This window comes from Roseateles sp. GW821-FHT09G09 (assembly GCF_059415965.1).
Genome location: NZ_JBWKOG010000002.1, coordinates 621,440 through 644,201 on the forward strand (window position 1 = coordinate 621,440; position 22,762 = coordinate 644,201).

The following is a 22,762-nucleotide window of genomic DNA, read 5'->3' on the forward strand; positions in this document are numbered from 1 at the left end:
TGCGGGAATAGCTCAGTTGGTAGAGCGCAACCTTGCCAAGGTTGAGGTCGCGAGTTCGAGCCTCGTTTCCCGCTCCAGACGACACCAAAGGTCGGTGGGGTGATTCTTCATTCCGCTGTCCTGCGATGCGGGAATAGCTCAGTTGGTAGAGCGCAACCTTGCCAAGGTTGAGGTCGCGAGTTCGAGCCTCGTTTCCCGCTCCAAATCCTAAAAAGGGAAGCCAGTTTGGCTTCCCTTTTTTCTTGTCCGGCGCCCCCGATAATGCCCGCTCACTCCGACATGGAATCGATGCGGAGTCGCCGCGGCCTCGATGGTGAAATTGGTAGACACAGCGGACTTAAAATCCGCCGCCCTCAACCGGCGTACGGGTTCGAGTCCCGTTCGAGGCACCACCACGCGATTGACTTCCAGGGACCGCAGCGCAGGGGCATGTTTGTGCAGGAACTGTTGAACGCGGGCGTGCGCAAGCGCGAAGTCTTCGGCTGGTCGATGTACGACTTCGCCAATTCGGGCTACACGACCGTCGTCCTGACCGCCGTCTACAACGCGTACTTCGTGGGCGTCATCGCCAAGGGTCACCCGTCGGCGACGCTGCTGTGGACCGTGCTGATCGCCGTCTCCAGCTTCCTCGTGATGGTGACGATGCCCGGCTTGGGCGCCTGGGCCGACGCGCATGCGGCGAAGAAGAAGCTGCTCGGGGTGTGCACGGTCGGCTGCGTGCTCTCGACCGCCGCGCTGGCGGTCTTCGGCGCCGACCAGCTGTGGTGGGCCGCCACGGCGGTCGTGCTCTCCAACGTGTTCTTCTCGTACGGCGAATCGCTGATCGCGGCCTTCCTGCCGGAGCTCGCGCGGCGCGACGCGCTTGGGCGTGTGTCGGGCTGGGGCTGGGCCTTCGGGTACCTGGGCGGGATGCTCGCGCTCGGGCTGTGCCTGGGCTACGTGTTGAGCGCGCAGGCGCGCGGTGACGTCGCCGATCACTTCGTCCCCGTCACGATGTTGATCACCGCCGGCCTGTATCTCCTCGCCGCGCTGCCGACCTTCCTGCTGCTGCGCGAGCGTGCCGATCCTTGTGCCACGCGCCGCGTGGCGCGCATGGGGTCAGGTCTTTCCCAGCTCTGGACCTCCTGGCAGCGCGCTCGCGCATACCCCGACTTCCTGCGCCTGCTGGCTTGCGGCACGAGCTACCAGGCCGGCATCGCCGTGGTCATCGCGCTTGCGGCCGTCTACGCCGAGCAGGCGCTCGGCTTCTCGCAGGCGCAGACGATGACCTTGGTGTTCCTCGTGAACATCGCGTCGGCCGTCGGTGCCTTCCTGTTCGGCTACTACGAGGACCGCATCGGCCACCAGCCCGCCCTTGCGGTGACCTTGGTGGGGTGGATGGTCATGACGCTGCTGGCTTTCCTGGCGACGAGCGCCTGGCTGTTCTGGATCGCCGCGGTGATCGCGGGGTTGTGCATGGGATCCAGCCAATCCTGCGGCCGTGCGTTGGCGGGCGCGCTCGCGCCTTACGACCGCCTGGCCGAATTCTTCGGCCTGTGGACCTTCGCCACCCGCCTCGCCGCGATCATCGGTCCGTTGACCTACGGCGCGGTCACGGTGCTGACGGCCGGCAATCACCGGCTCGCCATCCTCGCGACCGGCGTCTTCTTCGTCCTGGGCTACTGGCTGCTCAGACGCGTCGACATGACGCGCGGACTCGCCCGCGCGCTGATTTGAGGTCGATTCGACGCTGATCGCGTCGGAGGGCGTTCAGGTCGTGATGCGTGTCGCCGTGATGTCGCGCCAACCGAGCGCCTCGCGCGCCAGTTGCCGCAGCGGCGCGGGATCGCCGGTGCTTTCGAGCACGATGTCCGCCGGCCCCGACGTGGCGAGACCGAGGCCCTCCCACACGCGCCTGCCCTGACGAGCGACGGCGTCCTCGATGTTGAGCAACCGCACGCCGTCACCGAGCGCCGCCTGGATGCGCGACTGCACCAACGGGTAGTGGGTGCAGCCCAGCAGCACGGTGTCGACGCCGGCCGCCCGCAACGGTGCACAGAAGCGCTCGATCAGCGTGCCGAGGTCGGCGCTGTGCAGATCGCCTTGCTCGATCAGCGTGACCAGGCCGGGGCAGGGCTGGCTGATCAACTCGACATCGCTGGCATGCGCCGCCACCAGTTGCTCGAAGCGCCGGCTCGCAATCGTCGCCGTCGTCGCCATCACGCCGATGCGGCCGTTGCGCGTGGCGGCCACGGCCGGCTTCACGCCCGGCTCGATGCCCACGACCGGCCAGTCCGGCCAGCGCTCGCGCATGGCCTGCACCGCATGGGCCGTGGCCGTGTTGCAGGCCACCACCGCCATGCGCGCGCCGACCTCGCGCAAACGCTCGGCCACGCGCAGGCTGCGCTCGACGATGTACGCGCTGCTGCGATCCCCATACGGGGCATGGGCGGCGTCCGCGACGTAATGCAGGGGCACGTCCGGCAACTGCTCGCGCAAGGCCTTCAGCACGGTCAGGCCGCCGACGCCGGAATCGAAGACCCCGATGCAAGGGACGCGCGGGTCGGTGGCTGGGGGAGTCGCGAGGGGACCCGCGGGGGAAGTCGAGGGGGAACTCGAAGGAGGGGGCAGGGGAGGCACGGGACTCGCGGCGTGATCGTGAGGAGGGGCGAAGCGGTGTGTCGGGAGCGCAGTCTAGAGGAATCCCTCATTCCTGCCCCGGACCGCTTGGCAGCCGCGAAGCAATGGCTAGAATAGAACGATCGTTCGTTTTATTTTCGAGCCAGCGCCGAGGAGACGCTCGCGGTTTTCCGGGATGCCCGGGACGGGAGCAGGGGCGCATGACGGCTGGGAGACACGGGAGCGCCCCGGGGCTCCCATAGAATCTGATTAACGTTAACGTCAATCCGCTTGGAGTGCTTCGATGAAGGTATTGGTCCCCGTCAAACGAGTCGTCGATTACAACGTCAAGGTGCGCGTCAAGAGTGACGGGACCGGCGTGGACATCGCCAATGTGAAGATGTCCATGAACCCGTTCGACGAGATCGCCGTCGAGGAAGCTGTCCGCCTGAAGGAGAAGGGCGTGGTCACCGAGGTGATCGCCGTCTCCTGCGGCGTCACGCAGTGCCAGGAAACGCTGCGCACTGCGATGGCCATCGGCGCCGATCGCGCGATCCTGGTCGAGACCCCCGCCGACCTCGAGCTGCAGCCGCTGGCCGTGGCCAAGCTGCTGAAGGCGCTGGTCGACAAGGAACAGCCGCAGCTGGTGATCCTGGGCAAGCAGGCCATCGACGACGATTGCAACCAGACCGGCCAGATGCTGGCCGCGCTGACGGGCCTGCCGCAGGGCACGTTCGCGTCGAAGGTGGAAGTCGCCGACGGCAAGGTCAATGTCACGCGTGAAGTCGACGGCGGCCTGGAGACGGTCAGCCTGACGCTGCCCGCGGTCGTGACGACCGACCTGCGCCTGAACGAGCCGCGTTACGTGACGCTGCCCAACATCATGAAGGCGAAGAAGAAGCAGCTCGACGTGATCAAGCCCGCCGACCTGGGCGTGGACGTGTCGCCGCGCATCAAGACGCTGTCGGTGGCCGAGCCGCCCAAGCGCAGCGCCGGCATCAAGGTGCCGGACGTCGCGACCCTCGTGACGAAGCTGAAGACCGAGGCCAAGGTGATTTGACCCACCCCCTACGCGCTTCGCGCGCCCCCTCAAGGGGGCGAGCCCGACGGCCCGGCAGAGCCGGTTCCGTGGGCTCCGCTGGGTAAAGACATCAAAGCGTCGGCGAGACCGACGCCTCTGGAGAGAACAAACATGACCATCCTCGTCATCGCTGAACACGACAACGCCTCGCTCAAGGGTGCCACGCACCACGTCGTCACCGCCGCCGCCGCCATCGGTGGCGACGTGCACGTGCTGGTCGTCGGCTCGAACGCCGGCGCCGCCGCGCAGGCCGCCGCGAAGATCTCGGGCGTCGCCAAGGTCCTGCACGCCGACGGCGCGCAGTTCGCCGACGGCCTGGCCGAGAACGTCGCCGCCCAGGTGATCGCCATCGCCAAGGACTACTCGCACCTGCTGTTCCCGGCGACCGCGTCCGGCAAGAACGTCGCGCCGCGCGTCGCCGCGCTGCTGGACGTCGGCCAGGTCAGCGACATCACCAAGGTCGTCAGCCCCGACACCTTCGAGCGCCCGATCTACGCCGGCAACGCGATCGCGACCGTGCAGGCGACCGACGCCGTCAAGGTGATCACCGTGCGCACGACCGGTTTCGACTCCGCGGCGGAAGGCGGCAGCGCCGCCGTCGAATCGCTGTCCGGCGTGGCCGACAGCGGCAAGAGCAGCTTCGTCGGCCGTGAGGTCACGAAGAGCGATCGCCCCGAGCTGACCGCCGCGAAGATCATCGTGTCCGGCGGCCGCGCGCTGGGCAGCAGCGACAAGTTCAATGAAGTGCTGACGCCGCTGGCCGACAAGCTGAACGCCGCGCTGGGCGCCTCGCGCGCCGCGGTGGACGCGGGCTACGCGCCCAACGACTGGCAGGTCGGACAGACGGGCAAGATCGTCGCGCCCCAGCTGTACATCGCCGCCGGCATCTCGGGCGCGATCCAGCATCTGGCCGGCATGAAGGACTCCAAGGTGATCGTCGCGATCAACAAGGATCCGGAAGCGCCGATCTTCTCGGTGGCGGACTACGGTCTGGAAGCCGACCTGTTCGTGGCCGTGCCCGAACTGGTGAAGGCCCTCTGATCGCCGCAACTCCGCTTCGGGCGATCCGCGTCGTTGCAAATCCTCGCCATAGCGCTGCTATGGCTGCGGTTTGCGCCTAGCGGCTCATCCCGAACCGGAGCTGCGGAGGTTCAGTAAAAAGATTCTCAAGGGCGCCCGCCGACGACGCGCGGCGCCCTTTTTTCATCCGGAGACAAGCCCCATGACCTACCGCGCCCCGATCAAGGACATGCTGTTCAACATGCAGGCCCTGGCCGGCCTGCAGACGCTGGCCGAGCAGATCCCCGCGTTCGCCGACCACGGCCTGGACACCGCGCAGGCGGTGCTCGAGGAATCGGCCAAGCTGAACGAGGACGTGATCGCGCCGCTGAACGTCGAAGGCGACAGGAATCCCTCGTACTGGAAGAACGGTGAGGTCTTCGCGACGCCGGGCTTCAAGGCGGCGTTCAAGCAGTACGCCGAGGGCGGCTGGCAGGGGTTGCAGCATCCGGAGGCCTACGGGGGGCAGGCCTTGCCCAAGACGATCGGCGCGGCTTGCGGCGAGATCGTGCAGGCGGCCAATGTCAGCTTCGCGCTGTGCCCGCTGCTGACCGACGGCGCGATCGAGGCGCTGCTGGTGGCGGGCTCCGAGGAGCAGAAGCAGACCTTCATCCCGAAGCTGATCTCCGGCGAGTGGACCGGCACCATGAACCTGACCGAGCCGCAGGCCGGCTCGGACCTGGCGATGGTGCGCACGCGCGCCGAGCCGCAGGGCGACGGCACCTACAAGGTCTTCGGCACGAAGATCTTCATCACCTGGGGCGAGCACGACATGGCGGACAACATCGTCCACCTGGTGCTCGCACGCGTGCCCGGTGCGCCGGAAGGAGTGAAGGGCATCAGCCTGTTCCTGGTGTCGAAATTCCTGGTGAACGCCGACGGCTCGCTGGGCGCGCGCAACGACGCGCACTGCGTGTCGATCGAGCACAAGCTCGGCATCAAGGCGAGCCCGACGGCGGTGCTCCAGTTCGGCGATCACGGCGGTGCCATCGGCACGCTGATCGGCGAAGAGAACCGCGGCCTCGAGTACATGTTCATCATGATGAACGCGGCCCGCTTCGGCGTCGGCGTGCAGGGCATCGCGGTGGCGGATCGGGCCTACCAGAAGGCCGTCGAGTATGCGAAGGACCGCGTGCAGTCGCGGCCGGTCGATGGCTCGTCGAAGGAGGCCGCGGCGATCATCCATCACCCCGACGTGCGTCGCATGCTGATGACGCAGCGCGCGCTGGTCGAAGGCTGCCGCGCGATGGCGATCGACGCCGCCGCGGCCTACGACATGGCGCATCACCACGAGGACGCCGAGACCCGCCAGCAGGCGCAGGCCTTCTACGAATTCATGGTGCCGCTGGTGAAGGGCTACAGCACGGAGATGAGCCTGGAGGTCACCTCGCTGGGCGTGCAGGTGCACGGCGGCATGGGCTTCATCGAGGAGACCGGCGCGGCGCAGTACTACCGCGACGCGCGCATCCTGCCGATCTACGAAGGCACGACGGCGATCCAGGCGAACGACCTGGTCGGCCGCAAGACGGTGCGCGACGGCGGCGCGTTCGCGCGCAGCGTGGCGGCGCAGGTCGAGGAGACCGAAGGCGCGCTGGCCGCCAACGGCAGCGCCGACGCGCTGGCGGTGCGCACGCAACTGGCGGCGGCCCGCGCGGCCTTCGTCGAGGTCGTCGATTTCATCGCGGCCAACGGCAGGGCCAGGCCGAATGCGGCCTTCGCGGGCTCGGTGCCCTACCTGATGGTGGGCGGCAACCTGATGGCGGGATGGCAGCTGGCGCGTTCGCTGCTCGCCGCACAGGAACTGAAGGCGACCGGCGAGGACGTCGCCTTCATGGACGCCAAGATCGCCACCGCGCGTTTCTATGCCGAGCACATCCTGCCCCGCTGCGCCGCGCAGCGCGACGCGATCGTCAACGGCGCGGACAGCGTGATGGCGCTGCCCGTCGACGCGTTCTGATCCCTGTCGCATCCGGATTCATCGAAGAGGAGACACGAGGTGGCACTTCCCCCGCTGTTCAACAAGCTGCGTCTGCCGGTCATCGGTTCGCCGCTGTTCATCATCAGCAATCCCAAGCTGGTGATCGCGCAATGCAAGGCCGGCATCGTCGGCTCGATGCCGTCGCTCAACGCCCGTCCGGCCGAACTGCTCGACGACTGGCTCGCCGAGATCACCGAGACCCTGGCCGCGCATGACCGCGCGCATCCGGAGTCGCCGGCGGCGCCGTTCGCGATCAACCAGATCGTGCACAAGAGCAACGACCGGCTCGATCACGACATGGCCCTCTGCGCCAAGTACAAGGTGCCCATCGTGATCACCTCGCTGGGCGCGCGCGAGGACGTCAACGCCGCCGTGCACGGCTGGGGCGGCATCGTGCTGCACGACATCATCAACAACAAGTTCGCGAAGAAGGCGATCGAGAAGGGCGCCGACGGCCTGATCGCCGTGGCGGCCGGCGCCGGCGGCCATGCCGGCGTGAAGAGCCCGTTTGCGCTGATCCAGGAGATCCGCGAGTGGTTCCAGGGCCCGCTGGCGCTGTCGGGTTCGATGGCCAGCGGCGACGCGATCCTCGCCGCGCAGGCGATGGGTGCGGACCTCGCGTACATCGGCTCGGCCTTCATCGCGACCGAGGAAGCGCGCGCCTCCGACGACTACAAGCGGATGATCGTCGAGAGCAACAGCGACGACATCGTCTACAGCAACCTGTTCACCGGCGTGCACGGCAACTACCTGAAGGGCTCGATCGTCAAGGCCGGCCTGGATCCGGAGAACCTGCCCGAGAGCGACCCCACGAAGATGAACTTCGGCGGGAATGGGGCGAAGGCCTGGAAGGACGTCTGGGGCAGCGGACAGGGCATCGGCGCGATCCGCGAAGTGCTGCCCGCCGGCGAACTGGTGGCACGCTTCGATCGCGAATACAAGGCGGCGCGCCAGCGCCTCGCGCTGGCCTGATCGCCCGTGCTGAGCAGCGGCAAGGTGCACTACGACCTGCTGAACCGCGGCGGGCGCCACGGCCTCGCCGGTGATCGTCGCTGGCAACAGGCGGAACTGGTCCGCCAAGCCTTCGTCACTTGATCGTCGTGAACCGCGCCTCCGGCCGGTCGTCCGAGCGGTGCGGCGTCGTGACGCTCTTCTTCATCGCCCACGGCCGCACCTGGTGATGCAGCGGGATGAAGAAGACCTCGTCGCGGATGCGCACGAGGCCTTCCTTCAGCAGCGCGTTGCGCTTGGCCACGTCGCCCTCGACCTTCGCGGCGTCGATGATCTGGTCGAGCTTCGCGTCGCTGAGGCGGAAGTAGTTGCCGCTGCCGTCCGCGCCGCCCGAACGCGTGCGCGCCAGGGACTGCATCGTGTACAGCGCGTCATAGGTCGGCACGCCCCAGCCGTACAGGAACAGCGGGTACTCGAAGGCCTGCAGCTTCGGGCTGAAGGTGCTGAACGATTCGGTCTGCAGCCGCGCCTTGATGCCGACCTTGCTCCACATCGACACCACGGCGAGGCAGATCTCCTCGTCGTTGACGTAGCGGTTGTTGGGGCAGTTCATCGGCACCTCGAAGCCGTTCGGATACCCGGCCTCGGCGAGCAGCTTCTTCGCGCGCTCGGCGTCGACCTTGGTCGGCACGTCGATGTCCGGCGCGTTGCCGTTCACGCCCGGCGCGACCATGATGCCGGCCGGCACCGACAGCCCGCGCATCGTCGCGCGCTTGATCGCCTCGCGGTCGATGGCCAGCGACATCGCCTCGCGCACGCGCTTGTCCTTGAACGGGTTCTTGCCCGTCACGCTGCTGCCCTTGAGCTGCTCGCTGCCCTGGTCCATGCCGATGAAGATCGTGCGCGTCTCGCTGCCTTCAGCGACGCTCAACTTCGGATCGGCCTTCAACCGGCCGACGTCCTGCGTCGGGATGTCGGACAGCAGATCCACGTCGCCCGAGAGCAGCGCCGCGACGCGCGTCGGATCGGACTTGATCGGGGTGTAGATGACCTCGTCGACGTTGGTCGCGTTCTTCGCGTCCCACCACTCCTTGTTCTGGACCATGGTGATGCGCTGGTCCGGCTGCCAGCCGGTGATGCGGTAGGGGCCGGTGCCGTTGGCGTTGCGCGTGGCGAAGGTCTCTTCCTTGGCCTTGAAGTCCGGCAGGTTGGTCGCCTTGTTCTTGTCCGCCCAGGGCTTGCTCATGATGCGGAAGTCGACGAACTGGCGCAGCAGGATGGGATTGGGCGCGGCCAGGATCACGTCGATGGTGTGGCTGTCGACCTTCTTGATCTCGGTGACGCCGGCCACGAACGGATGCATCGTGCCGACCGGCTGCTTGATGCGCTGGAACGAGAACACCACGTCGTCCGCGGTGAACGGCGAGCCGTCGTGGAACTTCACACCCTTGCGGAGCTCGAAGCGGACCTGGGTCGGGCTGACCTGCGTCCACTTCGTGGCCAGCGAGGGCTCGACCTGGTACTGGCGGTCGTAGCGCGTCAGGCCCTCATAGGCGTGCTGCGTGATCGCGTTCGTGGTGCTGTGGTTCTGCGAGTGCGGGTCCAGCGTCAGCACATCGTTCTGCGCGGCCCAGCGCAGCGGGGCGGCCTGGGCGGTTCCCACCACCGCAGCGAGGGCGGCGAGGCACAGGGCGGTAAGAGCAGTACGAGCGGTACGAGCGGTACGGGCGGTACGGGCGGTACGGGCGGTACGAGCGGATCGGATCGATCCGGAGTGATTCCTCGACATGAGCGGCAGCTCCCTTGGCAACGTCGTTAAGCAAACGTGAAGTCGCCTGGATGCTAGCCGCCGGCACCGGCCCCGAGGGGCCGGCGCGTCTACGGGATTGCCCGGGGTGCGGTCACTTGATGGTCGTGAACCGCGCTTCCGGCCGGTCGTTGGAGCGGTGCAGCGTCTGCAGGTTGGCGCGCATCGCCCACGGGCGCACCTGATGGTGCAGCGGGATGAACAGGAACTGGTCGCGCGTGCGCACCAGCGCGTCGCGCAGCAGGGCGTTGCGCTTGGGGATGTCGATCTCGCTCTTGGCGGCGTCGATCAGCTTGTCGAGCGCGGGATCGCTGACCTTGGAGAAGTTGAAGCTGCCGTCCGCGCCGCCGCTGCGCGTGCGCGCCAGCGCCTGCAGCGAATAGAGCGCGTCCATCGTCGACACGCCCCAGCCCAGCATGTAGAGCGGCGCCTCGAAGCGCTGGAACAGCTGGCTGTGCTGCGACATCGGCTGGGCGGTCAGCCGGGCCGTGACGCCGATCTTGCTCCACATCGAGACGACGGCCAGGCAGACCTTCTCGTCGTTGACGTAGCGGTTGTTGGGGCAGTTCAGCGGCAGCTCGAAGCCGTTCGGATAACCGGCGTCGGCGAGCAGCTGCTTCGCGCGGACCAGGTCGGGCTTGGCAGGCTTGTCCAGCGCGGCGTCGTAGCCGTTCACGCCGGGCGGGACCATCAGCGACGCCGGCACCGACATGCCGCGCATGATGCTGCGCTTGATCGCCTCGCGGTCGATGGCGATGGACAGCGCCTCCCGCACGCGGAGGTCCTTGAACGGGTTCCTGCCCTTGACCGAGGCGCCGCGCAACTCGTCGCTGCCCAGGTCCATCGCGAAGAAGATGGTGCGGGTCTCGGGGCCCTCGATCGACTTGAGCTTCGCGTCGGCCTTCACCGCGGCGACGTCCTGCGTCGGGACCTCGGTGAGCAGGTCCACGTCGCCCGACGTGAGCGCCGCCACGCGCGTGGGATCGGACTTGATGGGGATGTAGCTGACCTCGGTGATGTTGCCCTTGTTCTTGTCCCACCAGCCCTTGTTGATCGTCATCGAGATCTTCTGGTCGGGCTGCCAGGAGACGATCTCGTAGGGGCCGGTGCCGTCGGTGTGGCGGCTGGCGTAGTTCTCGTCCTTGGCCTTGTAATCGGCCATCTGCGTCGCCTTGTTCTTCTCCGCCCAGACCTTGCTCATGATGCGGAAGTCGACGAGGTTGCGCAGCAGGATGGGCTGCGGCGACTCGAGGATCAGGTCGACGGTGAAGTCGTCGATCTTCCGGATCTCCTTGATGCCGGTGACGTAGATCTGCATGGTGCCCTGCGGCTGGCGGATGCGGTCGAAACTGAAGATCACGTCATCTGCGGTGAAGGGCGAGCCGTCGTGGAACTTCACGCCCTTGCGCAGCTCGAAGCGGACCTGCGTCGGGCTGATCGGGGTCCACTTCGTGGCCAGGCAGGGCTCGACCTCCCACTGCTCGTTGTACCGGGTCAGGCCCTCGTAGGCGTGCTGCAGGATGGCGCTGGTGGTCGTGTGGTCCTGCGAGTGCGGGTCCAGCGTCAGCACGTCGTTCTGGGCGGCCCAGCGGAGCGCCACGGCCTGCGCGCCGGGCGCGGCGGCGATCGCGCCGAAGGCGAGGGCCACGGTGAGCGCCATGCGGGCGCGGGCGAAGCGGAACGCGGTCGGGAAGCGGACTGTCGGGCGGTGGGACATGGGCGGACTCCGATGAAGCCTGGTCAGGCGGTGCTCGCTCCATGCTATGCCCGGCGGGGGCAGGCGTTGCTTAGCGCTTCTCCGGGGATGAGGGTCCCGCCGCGGGCGGCGCGGGCACGGGCGCCGTCGTCGGCTCGAGGTCCGCGTCGCAGCCGATGCCGGCGGCGATCATGCGGCGCGCGTAGCGGCGGATCAGGCGATTGACGAGGCCATCGGGCCTGAGGGTTCGCAAGCCGACATAGCGCGTCGGATGCACCAGCATGCCGCACCGGTATTGACCATCGTCCTCGGACCATTGCAGCGCGCGGCAGGCGCCTTCGCGCTTCAGGCTCACCAGCATCCCGAGCGGGCAGGGCTCGGCGAGGCAGCACACGCCGCAGCCGTTGCAGGCGTCGCCGACGGCGGGTTTGGGGGGCGCTTCCGGATGGATCCAGACGACGCTGCCTGATCGAGAGGACATGCACCACTGTAGACGGGGTTGAACCGCGCTGTTCACGCTTGCCACGCTTGCCATGCTTGCCACGGTTGCTTTACGTAGACTCGACCTCTCCCTTACCCGGGAAGACCTTACCGAGGAAGACATATGAAGAAGTTCTCTTTGAATCTGCTGGTGCTCGCCGCCGGTCTCGCGGCCCTGGGCTGCCAGGCGCAGGAGCGCGTGCGCATCGGCTTCATGAGCCCGGTCACCGGTCCGCAGGCCGGCTACGGCATCGACAACCGCGACGGCGCGGCGCTCGCCATCAAGGAACTGAACGCCAAGGGCGTGAAGGTGGGCGGCAAGCCGGTCGTGTTCGAACTCGACGTCAACGACGACGTGGCCGATCCGCGCCAGGGCGTGCAGGTCGCCCAGGCGCTGGTCGACAAGAAGATCAGGTTCGTGCTCGGCCCCTACAACTCGGGCGTGACCATGCCGGCCTCGCGCGTGTTCTCCGACGGCGGCGTGATCGTGCTGACCGTGGCGTCCAACCCGCGCATCACGCAGCAGCCGAACCAGTCCAACCTGTTCCGCATCGGCGCGACCGACAACCAGCTCGGCGCGAAGATGGCCGTCTACGCGGCGCAGGACCTGAAGGTGAAGACGGTCGCCGTCATCGACGACCGCACCGCCTACGGCCAGGGCGTCGCGCAGGAGTTCACCGCCCAGGCGGCCAAGCTCGGCATCAAGGTCGTGTCCAAGGAATTCACCAACGACAAGGCCACGGACTTCAGCAGCATCCTGACCGCGGTGAAGGCCGCCAAGCCCGACGCCGTGTTCTACGGCGGCTACTCGGCGCAGGGCGGTCCGATGCTGCGCCAGATGCGCGGGCTCGGCATCACGGTGCCGCTGCTGGGCGGCGACGGCATCTGCTCGTCGGAGACCGCGACGCTGTCGCAGATCGCGACCGACCTGAACACGTACTGCACGCAGGGCGGCGCGCTGATCGACCGCAGCGCCAAGGGCAAGCAGTTCCTGGACAAGTACAAGGCCGAGTTCAAGCGCGACCCGCTGACCTACGCGGCTTCCTTCTACGACGGCGCCTACCTGCTGGCCGGCGCCATCGAGGCGACGCAGTCCACCGATCCGAAGAAGGTCGGCGAGCACCTGGCGAAGTCCACCTACGCCGGTGTGGCCGGCGAGTACGCCTACGACGACAAGCACGACCTCAAGTCGTCCGCCGTCACGGTGTTCACGCTCAAGGGCAAGGACGTCGTGCCGCTGAAGAGCCTCTGACCATGGCTTGCTCCCTCTCCCGCTTGCGGGAGAGGGCAGGGGTGAGGGCCAACGGCGGTGGCAGTGCCTGGGGTCAGGTCTTGACGCCCAGCTCCCTCAGCCGCTCTTCCAGGTACTCATGCGCCGTGTAGCGGTCCGACAGGACCACGTCCTCACGCGGGTGCAGGAACAGCGGCAGCGAGACGCGGCTCTTCTTCGCGCCGTCGCCGGTCGGATTGACCACGCGGTGCTGCGTCGACGGGTAGTAGCCCTGCGACGCTTCCTGCAGCATGTCGCCGATGTTGATGATCAGCATGCCGAAGTCGCCCGGCACGTCGACCCACTCGCCGTCCTTGCCCTGCACCTGCAGCCCCGGCTCGTTGGCCGCCGGCAGGATCGTCAGCAGGTTGATGTCGCCATGCGCCGCGGCGCGCAGCGAACCGGCCGGCTCGTTCCCGGTCAGCGGCGGATACCGCAGCACGCGCAGCAGCGTCAGCCGGCTGTCCTTGATCATGTTGGAAAGGGGCTCGCGATAGTTCTTCGCGATGTCGGCCGGCGTGTGCTTCTCCACCCAGGACAGCAGCTCCGCCGCCAGGTCGTTGGCGATGCGGTAGTAGCGCATCGCGTCGTCCTTCAGGGACGCCGGCATCCTTCCCCACGGATAGAGGTGGAAGTACTCCTTGATGTCCTTCTGCGTGTGGCCCTTCGCGGTCTCCGAGATCTCGGTGGAGAAATAGCCGTCCTGCGTCTCCTTGGAGAACGCCAGTTCATGCTTCTCGCTCCCGTTGAAGTAGCCGAGCCAGTCGGCGTAGATCTTCTCGACCAGTTCCTGGGGCAGGGGGTGGTTCACCAGGACGCCGAAGCCTGTCTCGTGCAGGGAGCGGGTGAATTGCTCGGCCGCATCCGCGGCGCGGTAGTCGACGACTCGAACTTGCATGTGGGATCTCCTGTGTCCCGGGCAGTCCGCCATTCAATGTCGGGGCGGTACGCCAACCCGCAGTCTACTGCTTCGAGTTGCAAGCTCGCAAACGTTTGTGAGTCGTTGGCGGGTGTTGAGGCGGCGTGCGGATCGGTGCGCTCGTTCCCTCCCGGGAACAGGGCGCACAAGAAGTGGGCGATCCCGCAACAGCACCGGTTCCAGCGTGGTGCTACAGTCCTGCGCTTGTGACTTCAGGTCCTTCCCGTACCCCTTTTCTGGCAACAGCAAAGGCGGGTCGCAATCCGCCAACCGGTCAAGCCGTGTCGCGGAAGGTTCATAACCAGCCGATAGCTCCGGAAGCCGGGGCAGAGGTGAGCGAAAGATGATGCAGCAATACAGCTCGAACTCCTACCTGTTCGGGGGCAATGCTCCCTACGTCGAGGAGATGTACGAGCAGTACCTCGACAACCCGGGCGCCGTGCCCGACAACTGGCGCGCCTATTTCGACGCGCTGCAGCACGTCCCCGCGGTGGACGGCAGCGACAAGCGGGATGTGCCCCACGCCCCCGTCGTCGAATCCTTCGCGCAACGCGCCAAGGCCAACGCGCTCAACAACAAGGTGTCCTCCGCCGAGCTCGAAGTGGCCGGCAAGCAGGTGCACGTCCAGTCGCTGATCGCCGCGTACCGCACGCTGGGCTCGCGCTGGGCCGACCTGGACCCTTTGAAGCGCACCGAACGCGCCAAGATCGCGGAACTGGAACCCTCGTCCTACGGCCTCACCGAAGCCGACATGGACCGGACCTTCAGCGCGACCAACACCTATTTCACCAAGGCCGAGCGCATGACCCTGCGCGAGATCGTGCAGGCCCTGCGTGACACCTACTGCGGCTCCGTCGGCGCCGAGTTCATGCATGTCACCGAGCCCACCGAGAAGCGCTGGTGGCAGGAGCGCCTCGAGGCGATCCGCAGCAAGCCGACCTACACGGCCGAGAAGAAGCAGCAGATCCTGGAGCGCCTGACGGCCGCCGAAGGCCTGGAGCGCTACCTGCACACGAAGTACGTCGGCCAGAAGCGTTTCTCGCTGGAAGGCGGCGAGAGCTTCATCGTCTCGATGGACGAGCTGGTGAAGTGCGCCGGCGCGCGCGGCGTGCAGGAGATCGTGATCGGCATGGCCCACCGCGGCCGCCTGAACGTGCTGGTGAACACCCTGGGCAAGATGCCCAAGGACCTGTTCGCCGAGTTCGACCACACCGCCCCTGAGGACCTGCCGTCCGGCGACGTGAAGTACCACCAGGGCTTCTCCAGCGACGTGACCACCCCCGGCGGCCCCGTCCACCTGAGCCTGGCCTTCAACCCGTCGCACCTGGAGATCGTGAACCCGGTCGTCGAGGGCTCGGTCAAGGCCCGCATGGACCGTCGCGGCGACAAGACCGGCGAGCAGGTGCTGCCCGTGCTGGTGCACGGCGACGCGGCCTTCGCCGGCCAGGGCGTCGTGATGGAGACGCTGGCGCTGGCGCAGACGCGCGGCTACTACACCGGCGGCACCGTCCACATCGTCATCAACAACCAGATCGGCTTCACCACCAGCGACCCGCGCGACACGCGCTCGACGCTGTACTGCTCCGACGTCGTCAAGATGATCGAGGCCCCGGTGCTGCACGTGAACGGCGACGATCCGGAAGCGGTCGTGCTGTGCACGCAGCTGGCGCTGGACTACCGCCAGGAGTTCAAGAAGGACGTCGTCGTCGACATCGTCTGCTTCCGCAAGCTGGGCCACAACGAGCAGGACACGCCCGCGCTGACGCAGCCGCTGATGTACAAGACCATCGCCAAGCACCCGGGCACCCGCAAGCTGTACGGCGAGAAGCTGGTGGCCCAGGGCGTGCTGGACGCCGAAGGTCCGGACGGCATGGTCAAGGCCTTCCGCGCCGCGATGGACGAAGGCCGCCACACCGTCGACCCGGTGCTGACCAACTTCAAGAGCAAGTACGCGACCGACTGGACCCCGTTCCTCGGCAAGAAGTGGACCGACAGCTGCGACACCGCGCTGCCGGTGGCCGAATGGAAGCGCCTGGCCGAGAAGGTCACGACGCTGCCGGGCGGTTTCAAGGCCCACACGCTGGTGGAGAAGGTCATCGCCGACCGCGCCGCCATGGGTCGCGGCGACATCAACGTCGACTGGGGCATGGGCGAGCACATGGCCTTCGCCTCGCTGGTGGCCTCGGGTTACCCGATCCGCCTGTCCGGTGAAGACTGCGGCCGCGGCACGTTCACCCACCGCCATGCGGTGCTGCACGACCAGAACCGCGAGCGCTTCGACGAAGGCATCTACATCCCGCTGCAGAACGTCGCGGAAGGCCAGGCCCCGTTCGTCGTGATCGACTCGATCCTGTCGGAAGAGGCGGTGCTGGGCTTCGAATACGGCTACGCCGCCGCCGACCCGCACACGCTGACCATCTGGGAAGCGCAGTTCGGCGACTTCGTGAACGGCGCGCAGGTCGTGATCGACCAGTTCATCGCCTCGGGCGAAGTGAAGTGGGGCCGCTCCAACGGCCTGACGCTGATGCTGCCTCACGGCTACGAAGGCCAAGGCCCGGAGCACAGCTCGGCCCGCCTGGAGCGCTTCATGCAGCTGGCCGCCGACAACAACATGCAGATCGTCCAGCCGACGAGCGCGTCGCAGATCTTCCATCTGCTGCGTCGCCAGATGCTGCGCATGTTCCGCAAGCCGCTGGTCATCCTGACGCCCAAGTCGCTGCTGCGCGCCAAGGACGCCACGTCCCCGGTCAGCGAGTTCACCAAGGGTGAGTTCCGCACGGTCATCGGCGAAACGAGCGCCGAGATCGACGCGAGCAAGGTCAAGCGCGTGATCGCCTGCTCCGGCAAGGTGGCCTACGACCTGATCAAGGCCCGCGGCGACAAGAAGGACGTCGCGATCCTCCGCGTCGAACAGCTGTACCCGTTCCCGCACAAGGCGTTCGCGGCCGAGCTGAAGAAGTACCCGAACCTGGCCGAGATCGTGTGGTGCCAGGACGAGCCGCAGAACCAGGGCGCCTGGTTCTTCGTGCAGCACTACATCCACGAGAACATGGCCGACGGCCAGAAGCTCGGTTACGCGGGCCGTCCCGCCTCGGCCTCGCCGGCCGTCGGCTACGCCCACCTGCACCAGGAACAGCAGAAGGCGCTGCTGGAGCAGGCCTTCGGGAAACTGAAGGGTTTCGTGCTGACCAAGTGAGTCATTGCGGACGCCGCGCGCCGCAATGACACCGGCGCCGGGGACGGGCACACGCTCCCCGGCGACCGGCAGGCGCAAGGCTCCGGTTTACTGAAAAACCGAGAGAAAAAACATCATGGCAATCGTTGAAGTCAAAGTCCCCCAGCTGTCCGAATCGGTCGCCGAAGCGACCCTGCTCCAGTGGAAGAAGAAGCCCGGCGACGCCGTGGCCATCGATGAGATCCTGATCGAGATCGAGACCGACAAGGTCGTGCTCGAAGTGCCGGCGCCGTCCGCCGGCGTGCTGGCCGAACTGGTCGTCGGCGACGGCGGTACCGTCACGTCGGACCAGGTCATCGCCAAGATCGATTCCGAAGGCAAGGCTGGCGCCGCCGCCTCGGCCGCTGCCGCTCCGGCCCCTGCCGCCGCCGCTCCCGCGCCGGCTGCCGCTGCCGCCTCGTCGGACAGCAAGGCCGGCGTCGCGATGCCCGCCGCCGCGAAGATCATGGCCGACAACAACCTGGCCGCCGGCTCCGTCCCGGGCACCGGCAAGGATGGCCGCGTGACCAAGGGTGACGTGCTGGGCGCGATCGAAGGCGGCGCCAAGCCGGCCACCCCCGCTGCACAAATCCCCGCGCCGGTGCAGGCCCCGGCCGCTCCCGCCAAGGCGCCGCTGCAAGCCGTCGCCGCGCCCGTGGCTGCCAACCTGGGCGACCGTCCGGAACAGCGCGTGCCGATGAGCCGCCTGCGCGCCCGCATCGCCGAGCGCCTGCTGCAGTCGCAATCGACCAACGCCATCCTGACCACGTTCAACGAAGTGAACATGGCCCCGGTGATGGAGCTGCGCAAGAAGTTCCAGGACAGCTTCACCAAGGAACACGGCACGAAGCTGGGCTTCATGAGCTTCTTCGTGAAGGCCGCCGTCCACGCGCTGAAGAAGTACCCGGTGCTGAACGCCTCGGTCGACGGCAACGACATCGTCTACCACGGCTACTTCGACATCGGCATCGCCGTCGGTTCGCCGCGCGGCCTGGTCGTGCCCATCCTGCGCAACGCGGACCAGATGAGCTTCGCCGACATCGAGAAGAAGATCGCCGAGTTCGGCAAGAAGGCCCAGGAAGGCAAGCTCGGCATCGAAGAGATGACCGGCGGCACCTTCTCGATCTCCAACGGCGGCACCTTCGGTTCGATGCTGTCGACGCCGATCATCAACCCGCCGCAGTCGGCCATCCTGGGCGTGCACGCGACCAAGGACCGCGCCGTCGTCGAGAACGGCCAGATCGTGATCCGTCCGATCAACTACCTGGCGATGTCCTACGACCACCGCATCATCGACGGCCGCGAAGCCGTGCTGGGTCTCGTGGCCATGAAGGACGCGCTCGAAGATCCGGCCCGTCTGCTCTTCGACATCTAAGCCAAGGACGATAGCGACATGAGCAAGCAATTCGACGTCGTCGTCATCGGCGGCGGCCCCGGCGGCTACATCGCGGCGATCCGCGCGGCGCAGCTGGGCTTCAACACGGCCTGCATCGACGAGTGGAAGAACGACAAGGGCGGTCCCGCCCTCGGCGGCACCTGCACCAACGTCGGCTGCATCCCGTCCAAGGCCCTGCTGCAGTCCAGCGAGCACTTCGAGCACGCCGGCCACGGCTTCGCCGACCACGGCATCTCGATGAACGACCTGAAGATCGACATCGCCAAGATGATCGGTCGCAAGGACACCGTCGTGAAGCAGAACAACGACGGCGTGCAGTACCTGTTCAAGAAGAACAAGGTCACGTTCTTCCACGGCCGCGGCTCGTTCGTGGCGGCGAAGGACGGCGCGTACGAGATCAAGGTCGCCGGCGCCGCCGAGGAGACCATCACGTCCAAGCACGTGATCGTCGCCACCGGCTCCAACGCCCGCCAGCTGCCGGGTGCCCCGTTCGACGAGACCAACATCCTGTCGAACGACGGCGCGCTACGCATCCCGACCGTGCCGAAGACGCTGGGCGTGATCGGCTCCGGCGTCATCGGCCTGGAAATGGGCTCGGTGTGGCGCCGCCTGGGCGCGGAAGTGACGATCCTGGAAGCGCTGCCCGCCTTCCTGGGCGCCGCCGACGAGTCCGTCGCCAAGGAGGCCGCCAAGGTCTTCAAGAAGCAGGGCCTGAACATCGAGCTGGGCGTGAAGATCACGTCCGTCGAGAACGGCAAGGACGGTGTCTCCGTGAAGTACACGGACGCCAAGGGCGGCGAGCAGACGCTGGCGGTCGACAAGCTGATCGTCTCGATCGGCCGGACCGCCAACACCATCGGCCTGAACCCCGAAGCCATCGGCCTGAAGCTCGATGAGCGCGGCGCCGTGATCGTCGACGACGAGTGCAAGACCAACCTGCCCAATGTCTGGGCCATCGGCGACGTCGTGCGCGGCCCGATGCTGGCGCACAAGGCCGAGGAAGAAGGCGTTGCCGTGGCCGAGCGCATCGCCGGCCAGCACGGTCACGTCAACTTCAACACGATCCCGTGGGTCATCTACACCAGCCCCGAGATCGCGTGGGTCGGCAAGACCGAGCAGCAGCTGAAGGCGGACGGCGTGGCCTACAAGGCGGGCCAGTTCCCGTTCCTGGCCAACGGCCGCGCCCGCGCGCTGGGCGACACGACCGGTTTCGTCAAGTTCCTGGCCGACGCCAAGACCGACGAGATCCTGGGCGTGCACATCATCGGCCCGATGGCGTCGGAACTGATCGCCGAGTCCGTGGTCGCGATGGAGTTCAAGGCCTCGGCCGAGGACATCGCCCGCATCTGCCACGCGCACCCGTCGCTGAGCGAAGCCACCAAGGAAGCGGCCCTGGCCATCGACAAGCGCACGCTGAACTTCTGAGCTCCGGCTCGAAGCGCATCGGACGCATGAACAAGGGGCGGCGACGAGTCGCCCCTTTTTTCTTGTCCTTTCCCGTTCCCGTGTTGAGATGAACGCCGCCGCCTGACCATCGCATGACCACCGTCACCGAGCTCTATCACCAGACCCTCGCCGAACGCGGCTACACCGCCGACGCGGCGCAGCTGCGCGCCGTCGCCTCGCTGCAGCGCTGCCAGGACGAGTGGGCCGACTACAAGGCGCGGCGCTCGAACGCGGTGACCAAGTTCCTGGTGCGCCCGCCGCTGCCGCGCGGCGTCTACATGTTCGGCGGCGTGGGTCGCGGCAAGAGCTTCCTGATGGACTGCTTCTTCCAGGCCGTGCCGCTGACGCGCAAGACCCGGCTCCACTTCCATGAGTTCATGCGCGAGGTGCACCGCGAGCTGCAGGAACTCAAGGGCATCCAGGATCCGCTGGACGAGCTTGGCAAGCGCATCGCGCGGCGCTTCCGGCTGATCTGCTTCGACGAGTTCCACGTCGCCGACGTCACCGACGCGATGATCCTGTACCGGCTGCTGGATGCGCTGTTCAAGAACCGCGTGTCGATCGTCACGACCTCCAACTTCCATCCCGACGGGCTCTATCCGAACGGCCTGCACCGCGACCGCATCCTGCCGGCCATCGAGCTGCTGAAGGCGAATCTGGAAGTCATCAATGTCGACAACGGCACCGACTACCGGCAGCGCTCGCTCGAGCATGTCGAGCTCTATCACACGCCGCTGAACGAGCAGACCGAGCAGGCGCTGACGACGGCCTTCGAGTCGCTCGCCGAGGCGCGCGACGAAGACCCGGTCCTGCACATCGAACACCGCGAGATCCGGTCCCGGCGCCGCGCCGGCGGGGTGGTGTGGTTCGACTTCTCGGAACTCTGCGGCGGGCCGCGCTCGCAGAACGACTACCTCGAGCTGGCGACGCAGTTCCACACGGTCATCCTGTCCAAGGTGCCGGCGATGCCACCGCGGCTGGCCAGCGAGGCGCGCCGTTTCACGCTGCTGGTGGACGTGCTGTACGACCGGCGCGTGAAGCTGATCATCTCCGCGGCCGTGCCGGCGGAGCAGCTCTACACCGAGGGGCCGCTGGCGCACGAGTTCCCGCGCACCGTGTCGCGGCTGCAGGAGATGCAGTCGAAGGAATACCTGGAGCTGGAGCGCCGCGACGTCGACACGCGGCTGACCTGACGCCGGTGGCTCCGCGTCAGCCGCCTTCATCCACCTCCGTTCGCCTCTGTGGCCGCCCCTTCCCCCCGAGAGGGGTGTAGGGAAGTCACGGGCCGCGTGTCACCGGAACGGGCGTCGCCGGATGCGATGATCGAGTCCATGACTTTCCGCTCCGTCCTTGTTCTCCTGCCGATGGCGCTCTCGGGCGCGGCCGTCTCGACGGCCGTCTGCGCGGCGGAGATGACCCGCGCCGAGATCGGTGCCGCCCGCGCCCGCATCGAACAGACCTACCAGGCCAGGGTGCGCGAGTGCAACCAGCGTTTCGTCGTCACCGGCTGCCTGGAGGACGCCCGCGAGGAGCGCGTCCGGCAACTGCGGCCGCTGGATCACGCGGAACACCAGGTCAATGCCGAAGAGCGCCAGCGCCGCGGCGCCGCCGCGCGCGAGCGCGTCGAGCAGAACGAGCGCGAGGCGGCCAAGGACGAAGCCCGGCGGAAGACCGAATCGGTGCGTGAAGCCGCCCAGCCGGCGTCGGCGCCGGTGGTGCCCGGGGCACGGACACCACGGGCGAACCCCGAGCTGCACCAGCGACGCGAGGCCAGGTTGGATGCCGAGGCGAAGGCCGACGCGGCCCAGCGTCGCGAAGCCGCCGCGGAGCGCCAGCGCAAGGCGCTGGACCGCCAGAGAAAGGCCGGCGAGCAGCAGGCGAAGTCGGCGGAGAAGGCCGCTTCCGCGGCGTCCGCGCCGGTCGGCAAGAACACCAAGCCGCCCGCGGCGCATCTGCCGACGCCGTCGGCGTCCGACATCCGCGCGCTGCCCAGACCTTGATTATTCGAGCGGATCCACCCGCACGATCGCCAGCGACAGGTTGTCGCCGGTGCCCTTGGCGCGCTGGCGCGCCTTGTTGACCAGCAGTTCCGCGCCGTCGCGCGGCGGCAGGCTGTGCATCACCGTGCCCAGTTCGGCCGGCGAGAAGTAGTGCCACAGGCCGTCGCTGCAGCACATCAGCGTGTCGCCGTGCTCCAGGTGCTCGATGAAGGACTCGACCGGCGTCGGCTCCTGCACCGTGCCCAGGCAGGCGGTCAGCAGGTTGGACTGGGGATGGACCAGGGCCTCGTCCTCGGTGATCTGGCCCTCGTCGACCAGACGCTGCACGTAGGACTGGTCCAGCGAGCGCGTCACCATGTTGGGACCGCGGAAGTGGTAGATGCGGGAGTCGCCGGTGTGGATCCAGTAGCAGCGGCGGTCGGCCGTCAGCAGATAGGCCGCGAGCGTGCTGTGCGGTTCCTCCTCGGCCGAGATCGCCGTCAGGCGGATCATCAGGTGGGCTTCCGAGACGATCTGGCGCAGCAGTTCGGATTCGTCCTCCTCGCCGGGCACGAAACGCTCGAACAGCTGCTGCGCGGTGAGGATGACCTGGTCGGCGGCCTTGCGGCCCCCGCTCTTGCCGCCCATGCCGTCGGCGACGATGCCGAGGACGCAGCCGCTCTGTCGGGGATGGGCGATGACCTGGACCTGATCCTGCTGGTACAGACGATCGCCGCGATGGATGCCGGTGGCGGCGCTGAGGCGATAGCCTGGGATGTTGCGACTCATCCCAAAACTATAATCGTGCGGCTCGGCTTCCCGGTCGGGTGGTTCCCCGTTTATGGATGAACAACTTCACTCTCCCGCGCGCCGTCTGATTGAACTTCG

At 67.3% G+C, this 22,762-nt stretch carries 17 protein-coding genes and 3 tRNA genes; 14 read left to right on the top strand and 6 right to left on the bottom strand.

What is annotated here, in order from left to right; all coding sequences use genetic code 11:
* The first annotated feature begins 1 nt into the window (after nt 1).
* From AC07O8_RS07610 to AC07O8_RS07625, 4 genes are all read left to right on the top strand, one after another.
* Nucleotides 2-77: transfer RNA gene (locus AC07O8_RS07610), tRNA-Gly, on the top strand.
* Between the two features lie 50 nt (nt 78-127).
* Nucleotides 128-203 (top strand) — tRNA-Gly (locus tag AC07O8_RS07615).
* A gap of 101 nt (nt 204-304) precedes the next feature.
* Nucleotides 305-392 (top strand) — tRNA-Leu (locus AC07O8_RS07620).
* A gap of 37 nt (nt 393-429) precedes the next feature.
* A complete protein-coding gene (locus AC07O8_RS07625; protein ID WP_495047436.1) occupies nt 430-1,716 on the top strand; it encodes an MFS transporter in 1,287 nt (428 codons plus the stop codon).
* 33 nt (nt 1,717-1,749) lie between these two features.
* On the opposite strand, the gene murI is transcribed toward AC07O8_RS07625, so the two are convergent.
* Entirely contained in the window at nt 1,750-2,619 is an 870-nt protein-coding gene (murI, locus tag AC07O8_RS07630) for a glutamate racemase (protein ID WP_495047437.1), read from the bottom strand.
* Between the two features lie 283 nt (nt 2,620-2,902).
* Between murI and AC07O8_RS07635 the strand changes: the two genes are divergently transcribed.
* The 4 genes from AC07O8_RS07635 to AC07O8_RS07650 all read left to right on the top strand — a co-directional run bounded on the left by AC07O8_RS07635 (nt 2,903) and on the right by AC07O8_RS07650 (nt 7,688).
* Complete coding sequence (locus AC07O8_RS07635; protein WP_495047438.1) at nt 2,903-3,658, top strand: electron transfer flavoprotein subunit beta/FixA family protein; 756 nt, start codon at nt 2,903-2,905, stop codon at nt 3,656-3,658.
* A gap of 132 nt (nt 3,659-3,790) precedes the next feature.
* Entirely contained in the window at nt 3,791-4,720 is a 930-nt protein-coding gene (locus AC07O8_RS07640; RefSeq protein WP_495047439.1) for an electron transfer flavoprotein subunit alpha/FixB family protein, read from the top strand.
* A 181-nt stretch (nt 4,721-4,901) separates the two neighbouring features.
* Nucleotides 4,902-6,695, top strand: a complete 1,794-nt coding sequence (locus AC07O8_RS07645) for an acyl-CoA dehydrogenase (protein WP_495047440.1) — start codon at nt 4,902-4,904, stop codon at nt 6,693-6,695.
* Nucleotides 6,696-6,734: 39 nt separating this feature from the next.
* Nucleotides 6,735-7,688, top strand: a complete 954-nt coding sequence (locus tag AC07O8_RS07650; protein ID WP_495047441.1) for an NAD(P)H-dependent flavin oxidoreductase — start codon at nt 6,735-6,737, stop codon at nt 7,686-7,688.
* A gap of 115 nt (nt 7,689-7,803) precedes the next feature.
* Here AC07O8_RS07650 and AC07O8_RS07655 read toward each other — a convergent pair whose 3' ends face one another.
* The 3 genes from AC07O8_RS07655 to AC07O8_RS07665 form a co-directional block, all read right to left on the bottom strand.
* Nucleotides 7,804-9,333: an ABC transporter substrate-binding protein gene (locus AC07O8_RS07655; protein ID WP_495047442.1), complete on the bottom strand. Its 1,530-nt coding sequence runs from the start codon at nt 9,331-9,333 to the stop codon at nt 7,804-7,806.
* A gap of 235 nt (nt 9,334-9,568) precedes the next feature.
* Entirely contained in the window at nt 9,569-11,191 is a 1,623-nt protein-coding gene (locus AC07O8_RS07660; RefSeq protein WP_495047443.1) for an ABC transporter substrate-binding protein, read from the bottom strand.
* A 70-nt stretch (nt 11,192-11,261) separates the two neighbouring features.
* On the bottom strand, nt 11,262-11,651 hold the full coding sequence (locus AC07O8_RS07665; protein WP_495047444.1) for a hypothetical protein: 390 nt from the start codon (nt 11,649-11,651) through the stop codon (nt 11,262-11,264).
* A 123-nt stretch (nt 11,652-11,774) separates the two neighbouring features.
* Here AC07O8_RS07665 and AC07O8_RS07670 point away from each other — a divergent pair, with 123 nt between their 5' ends.
* Nucleotides 11,775-12,902 carry a branched-chain amino acid ABC transporter substrate-binding protein gene (locus tag AC07O8_RS07670; protein ID WP_495047445.1) on the top strand — a complete coding sequence of 376 codons (1,128 nt, stop codon included), beginning with the start codon at nt 11,775-11,777 and terminating at the stop codon, nt 12,900-12,902.
* 73 nt (nt 12,903-12,975) lie between these two features.
* Here the strand turns inward: AC07O8_RS07670 and AC07O8_RS07675 are convergent, their stop codons facing one another.
* On the bottom strand, nt 12,976-13,818 hold the full coding sequence (locus AC07O8_RS07675; protein WP_495047446.1) for an isopenicillin N synthase family dioxygenase: 843 nt from the start codon (nt 13,816-13,818) through the stop codon (nt 12,976-12,978).
* A gap of 364 nt (nt 13,819-14,182) precedes the next feature.
* On the opposite strand from AC07O8_RS07675, the gene AC07O8_RS07680 reads away from it, so the two are divergent.
* From AC07O8_RS07680 to AC07O8_RS07700, 5 genes are all read left to right on the top strand, one after another.
* Nucleotides 14,183-17,035, top strand: coding sequence for a 2-oxoglutarate dehydrogenase E1 component (locus AC07O8_RS07680; protein ID WP_495047447.1), 2,853 nt, complete (start codon nt 14,183-14,185; stop codon nt 17,033-17,035).
* Between the two features lie 115 nt (nt 17,036-17,150).
* The gene (gene odhB, locus AC07O8_RS07685) at nt 17,151-18,428 is read left to right on the top strand and encodes a 2-oxoglutarate dehydrogenase complex dihydrolipoyllysine-residue succinyltransferase (RefSeq protein ID WP_495047448.1); all 1,278 of its coding nucleotides are present in this window, start codon (nt 17,151-17,153) and stop codon (nt 18,426-18,428) included.
* A gap of 18 nt (nt 18,429-18,446) precedes the next feature.
* Nucleotides 18,447-19,874 carry a dihydrolipoyl dehydrogenase gene (gene lpdA / locus AC07O8_RS07690; protein WP_495047449.1) on the top strand — a complete coding sequence of 476 codons (1,428 nt, stop codon included), beginning with the start codon at nt 18,447-18,449 and terminating at the stop codon, nt 19,872-19,874.
* A gap of 113 nt (nt 19,875-19,987) precedes the next feature.
* Nucleotides 19,988-21,088 (top strand): cell division protein ZapE, encoded by a 1,101-nt coding sequence (zapE, locus tag AC07O8_RS07695; protein ID WP_495047450.1) that lies wholly within the window; start codon nt 19,988-19,990, stop codon nt 21,086-21,088.
* 138 nt (nt 21,089-21,226) lie between these two features.
* A complete protein-coding gene (locus AC07O8_RS07700; RefSeq protein ID WP_495047451.1) occupies nt 21,227-21,895 on the top strand; it encodes a hypothetical protein in 669 nt (222 codons plus the stop codon).
* Here AC07O8_RS07700 and AC07O8_RS07705 read toward each other — a convergent pair whose 3' ends face one another.
* On the bottom strand, nt 21,896-22,663 hold the full coding sequence (locus AC07O8_RS07705; protein ID WP_297530395.1) for a PP2C family protein-serine/threonine phosphatase: 768 nt from the start codon (nt 22,661-22,663) through the stop codon (nt 21,896-21,898).
* Nucleotides 22,664-22,762 lie beyond the last annotated feature (99 nt).

What these genes read in the sequence shown, in the direction of transcription:
- AC07O8_RS07665 (WP_495047444.1), bottom strand. Translation starts at nt 11,651, where the DNA reads ATGTCCTCTCGATCAGGCAGCGTCGTCTGGATCCATCCGGAAGCGCCC.
- AC07O8_RS07625 (WP_495047436.1), top strand. Translation starts at nt 430, where the DNA reads ATGTTTGTGCAGGAACTGTTGAACGCGGGCGTGCGCAAGCGCGAAGTC.
- AC07O8_RS07635 (WP_495047438.1), top strand. Translation starts at nt 2,903, where the DNA reads ATGAAGGTATTGGTCCCCGTCAAACGAGTCGTCGATTACAACGTCAAG.
- AC07O8_RS07660 (WP_495047443.1), bottom strand. Translation starts at nt 11,191, where the DNA reads ATGTCCCACCGCCCGACAGTCCGCTTCCCGACCGCGTTCCGCTTCGCC.
- AC07O8_RS07680 (WP_495047447.1), top strand. Translation starts at nt 14,183, where the DNA reads ATGATGCAGCAATACAGCTCGAACTCCTACCTGTTCGGGGGCAATGCT.
- AC07O8_RS07705 (WP_297530395.1), bottom strand. Translation starts at nt 22,663, where the DNA reads ATGAGTCGCAACATCCCAGGCTATCGCCTCAGCGCCGCCACCGGCATC.
- AC07O8_RS07640 (WP_495047439.1), top strand. Translation starts at nt 3,791, where the DNA reads ATGACCATCCTCGTCATCGCTGAACACGACAACGCCTCGCTCAAGGGT.
- AC07O8_RS07670 (WP_495047445.1), top strand. Translation starts at nt 11,775, where the DNA reads ATGAAGAAGTTCTCTTTGAATCTGCTGGTGCTCGCCGCCGGTCTCGCG.
- lpdA (WP_495047449.1), top strand. Translation starts at nt 18,447, where the DNA reads ATGAGCAAGCAATTCGACGTCGTCGTCATCGGCGGCGGCCCCGGCGGC.
- AC07O8_RS07675 (WP_495047446.1), bottom strand. Translation starts at nt 13,818, where the DNA reads ATGCAAGTTCGAGTCGTCGACTACCGCGCCGCGGATGCGGCCGAGCAA.
- zapE (WP_495047450.1), top strand. Translation starts at nt 19,988, where the DNA reads ATGACCACCGTCACCGAGCTCTATCACCAGACCCTCGCCGAACGCGGC.
- odhB (WP_495047448.1), top strand. Translation starts at nt 17,151, where the DNA reads ATGGCAATCGTTGAAGTCAAAGTCCCCCAGCTGTCCGAATCGGTCGCC.
- AC07O8_RS07700 (WP_495047451.1), top strand. Translation starts at nt 21,227, where the DNA reads ATGACTTTCCGCTCCGTCCTTGTTCTCCTGCCGATGGCGCTCTCGGGC.
- AC07O8_RS07645 (WP_495047440.1), top strand. Translation starts at nt 4,902, where the DNA reads ATGACCTACCGCGCCCCGATCAAGGACATGCTGTTCAACATGCAGGCC.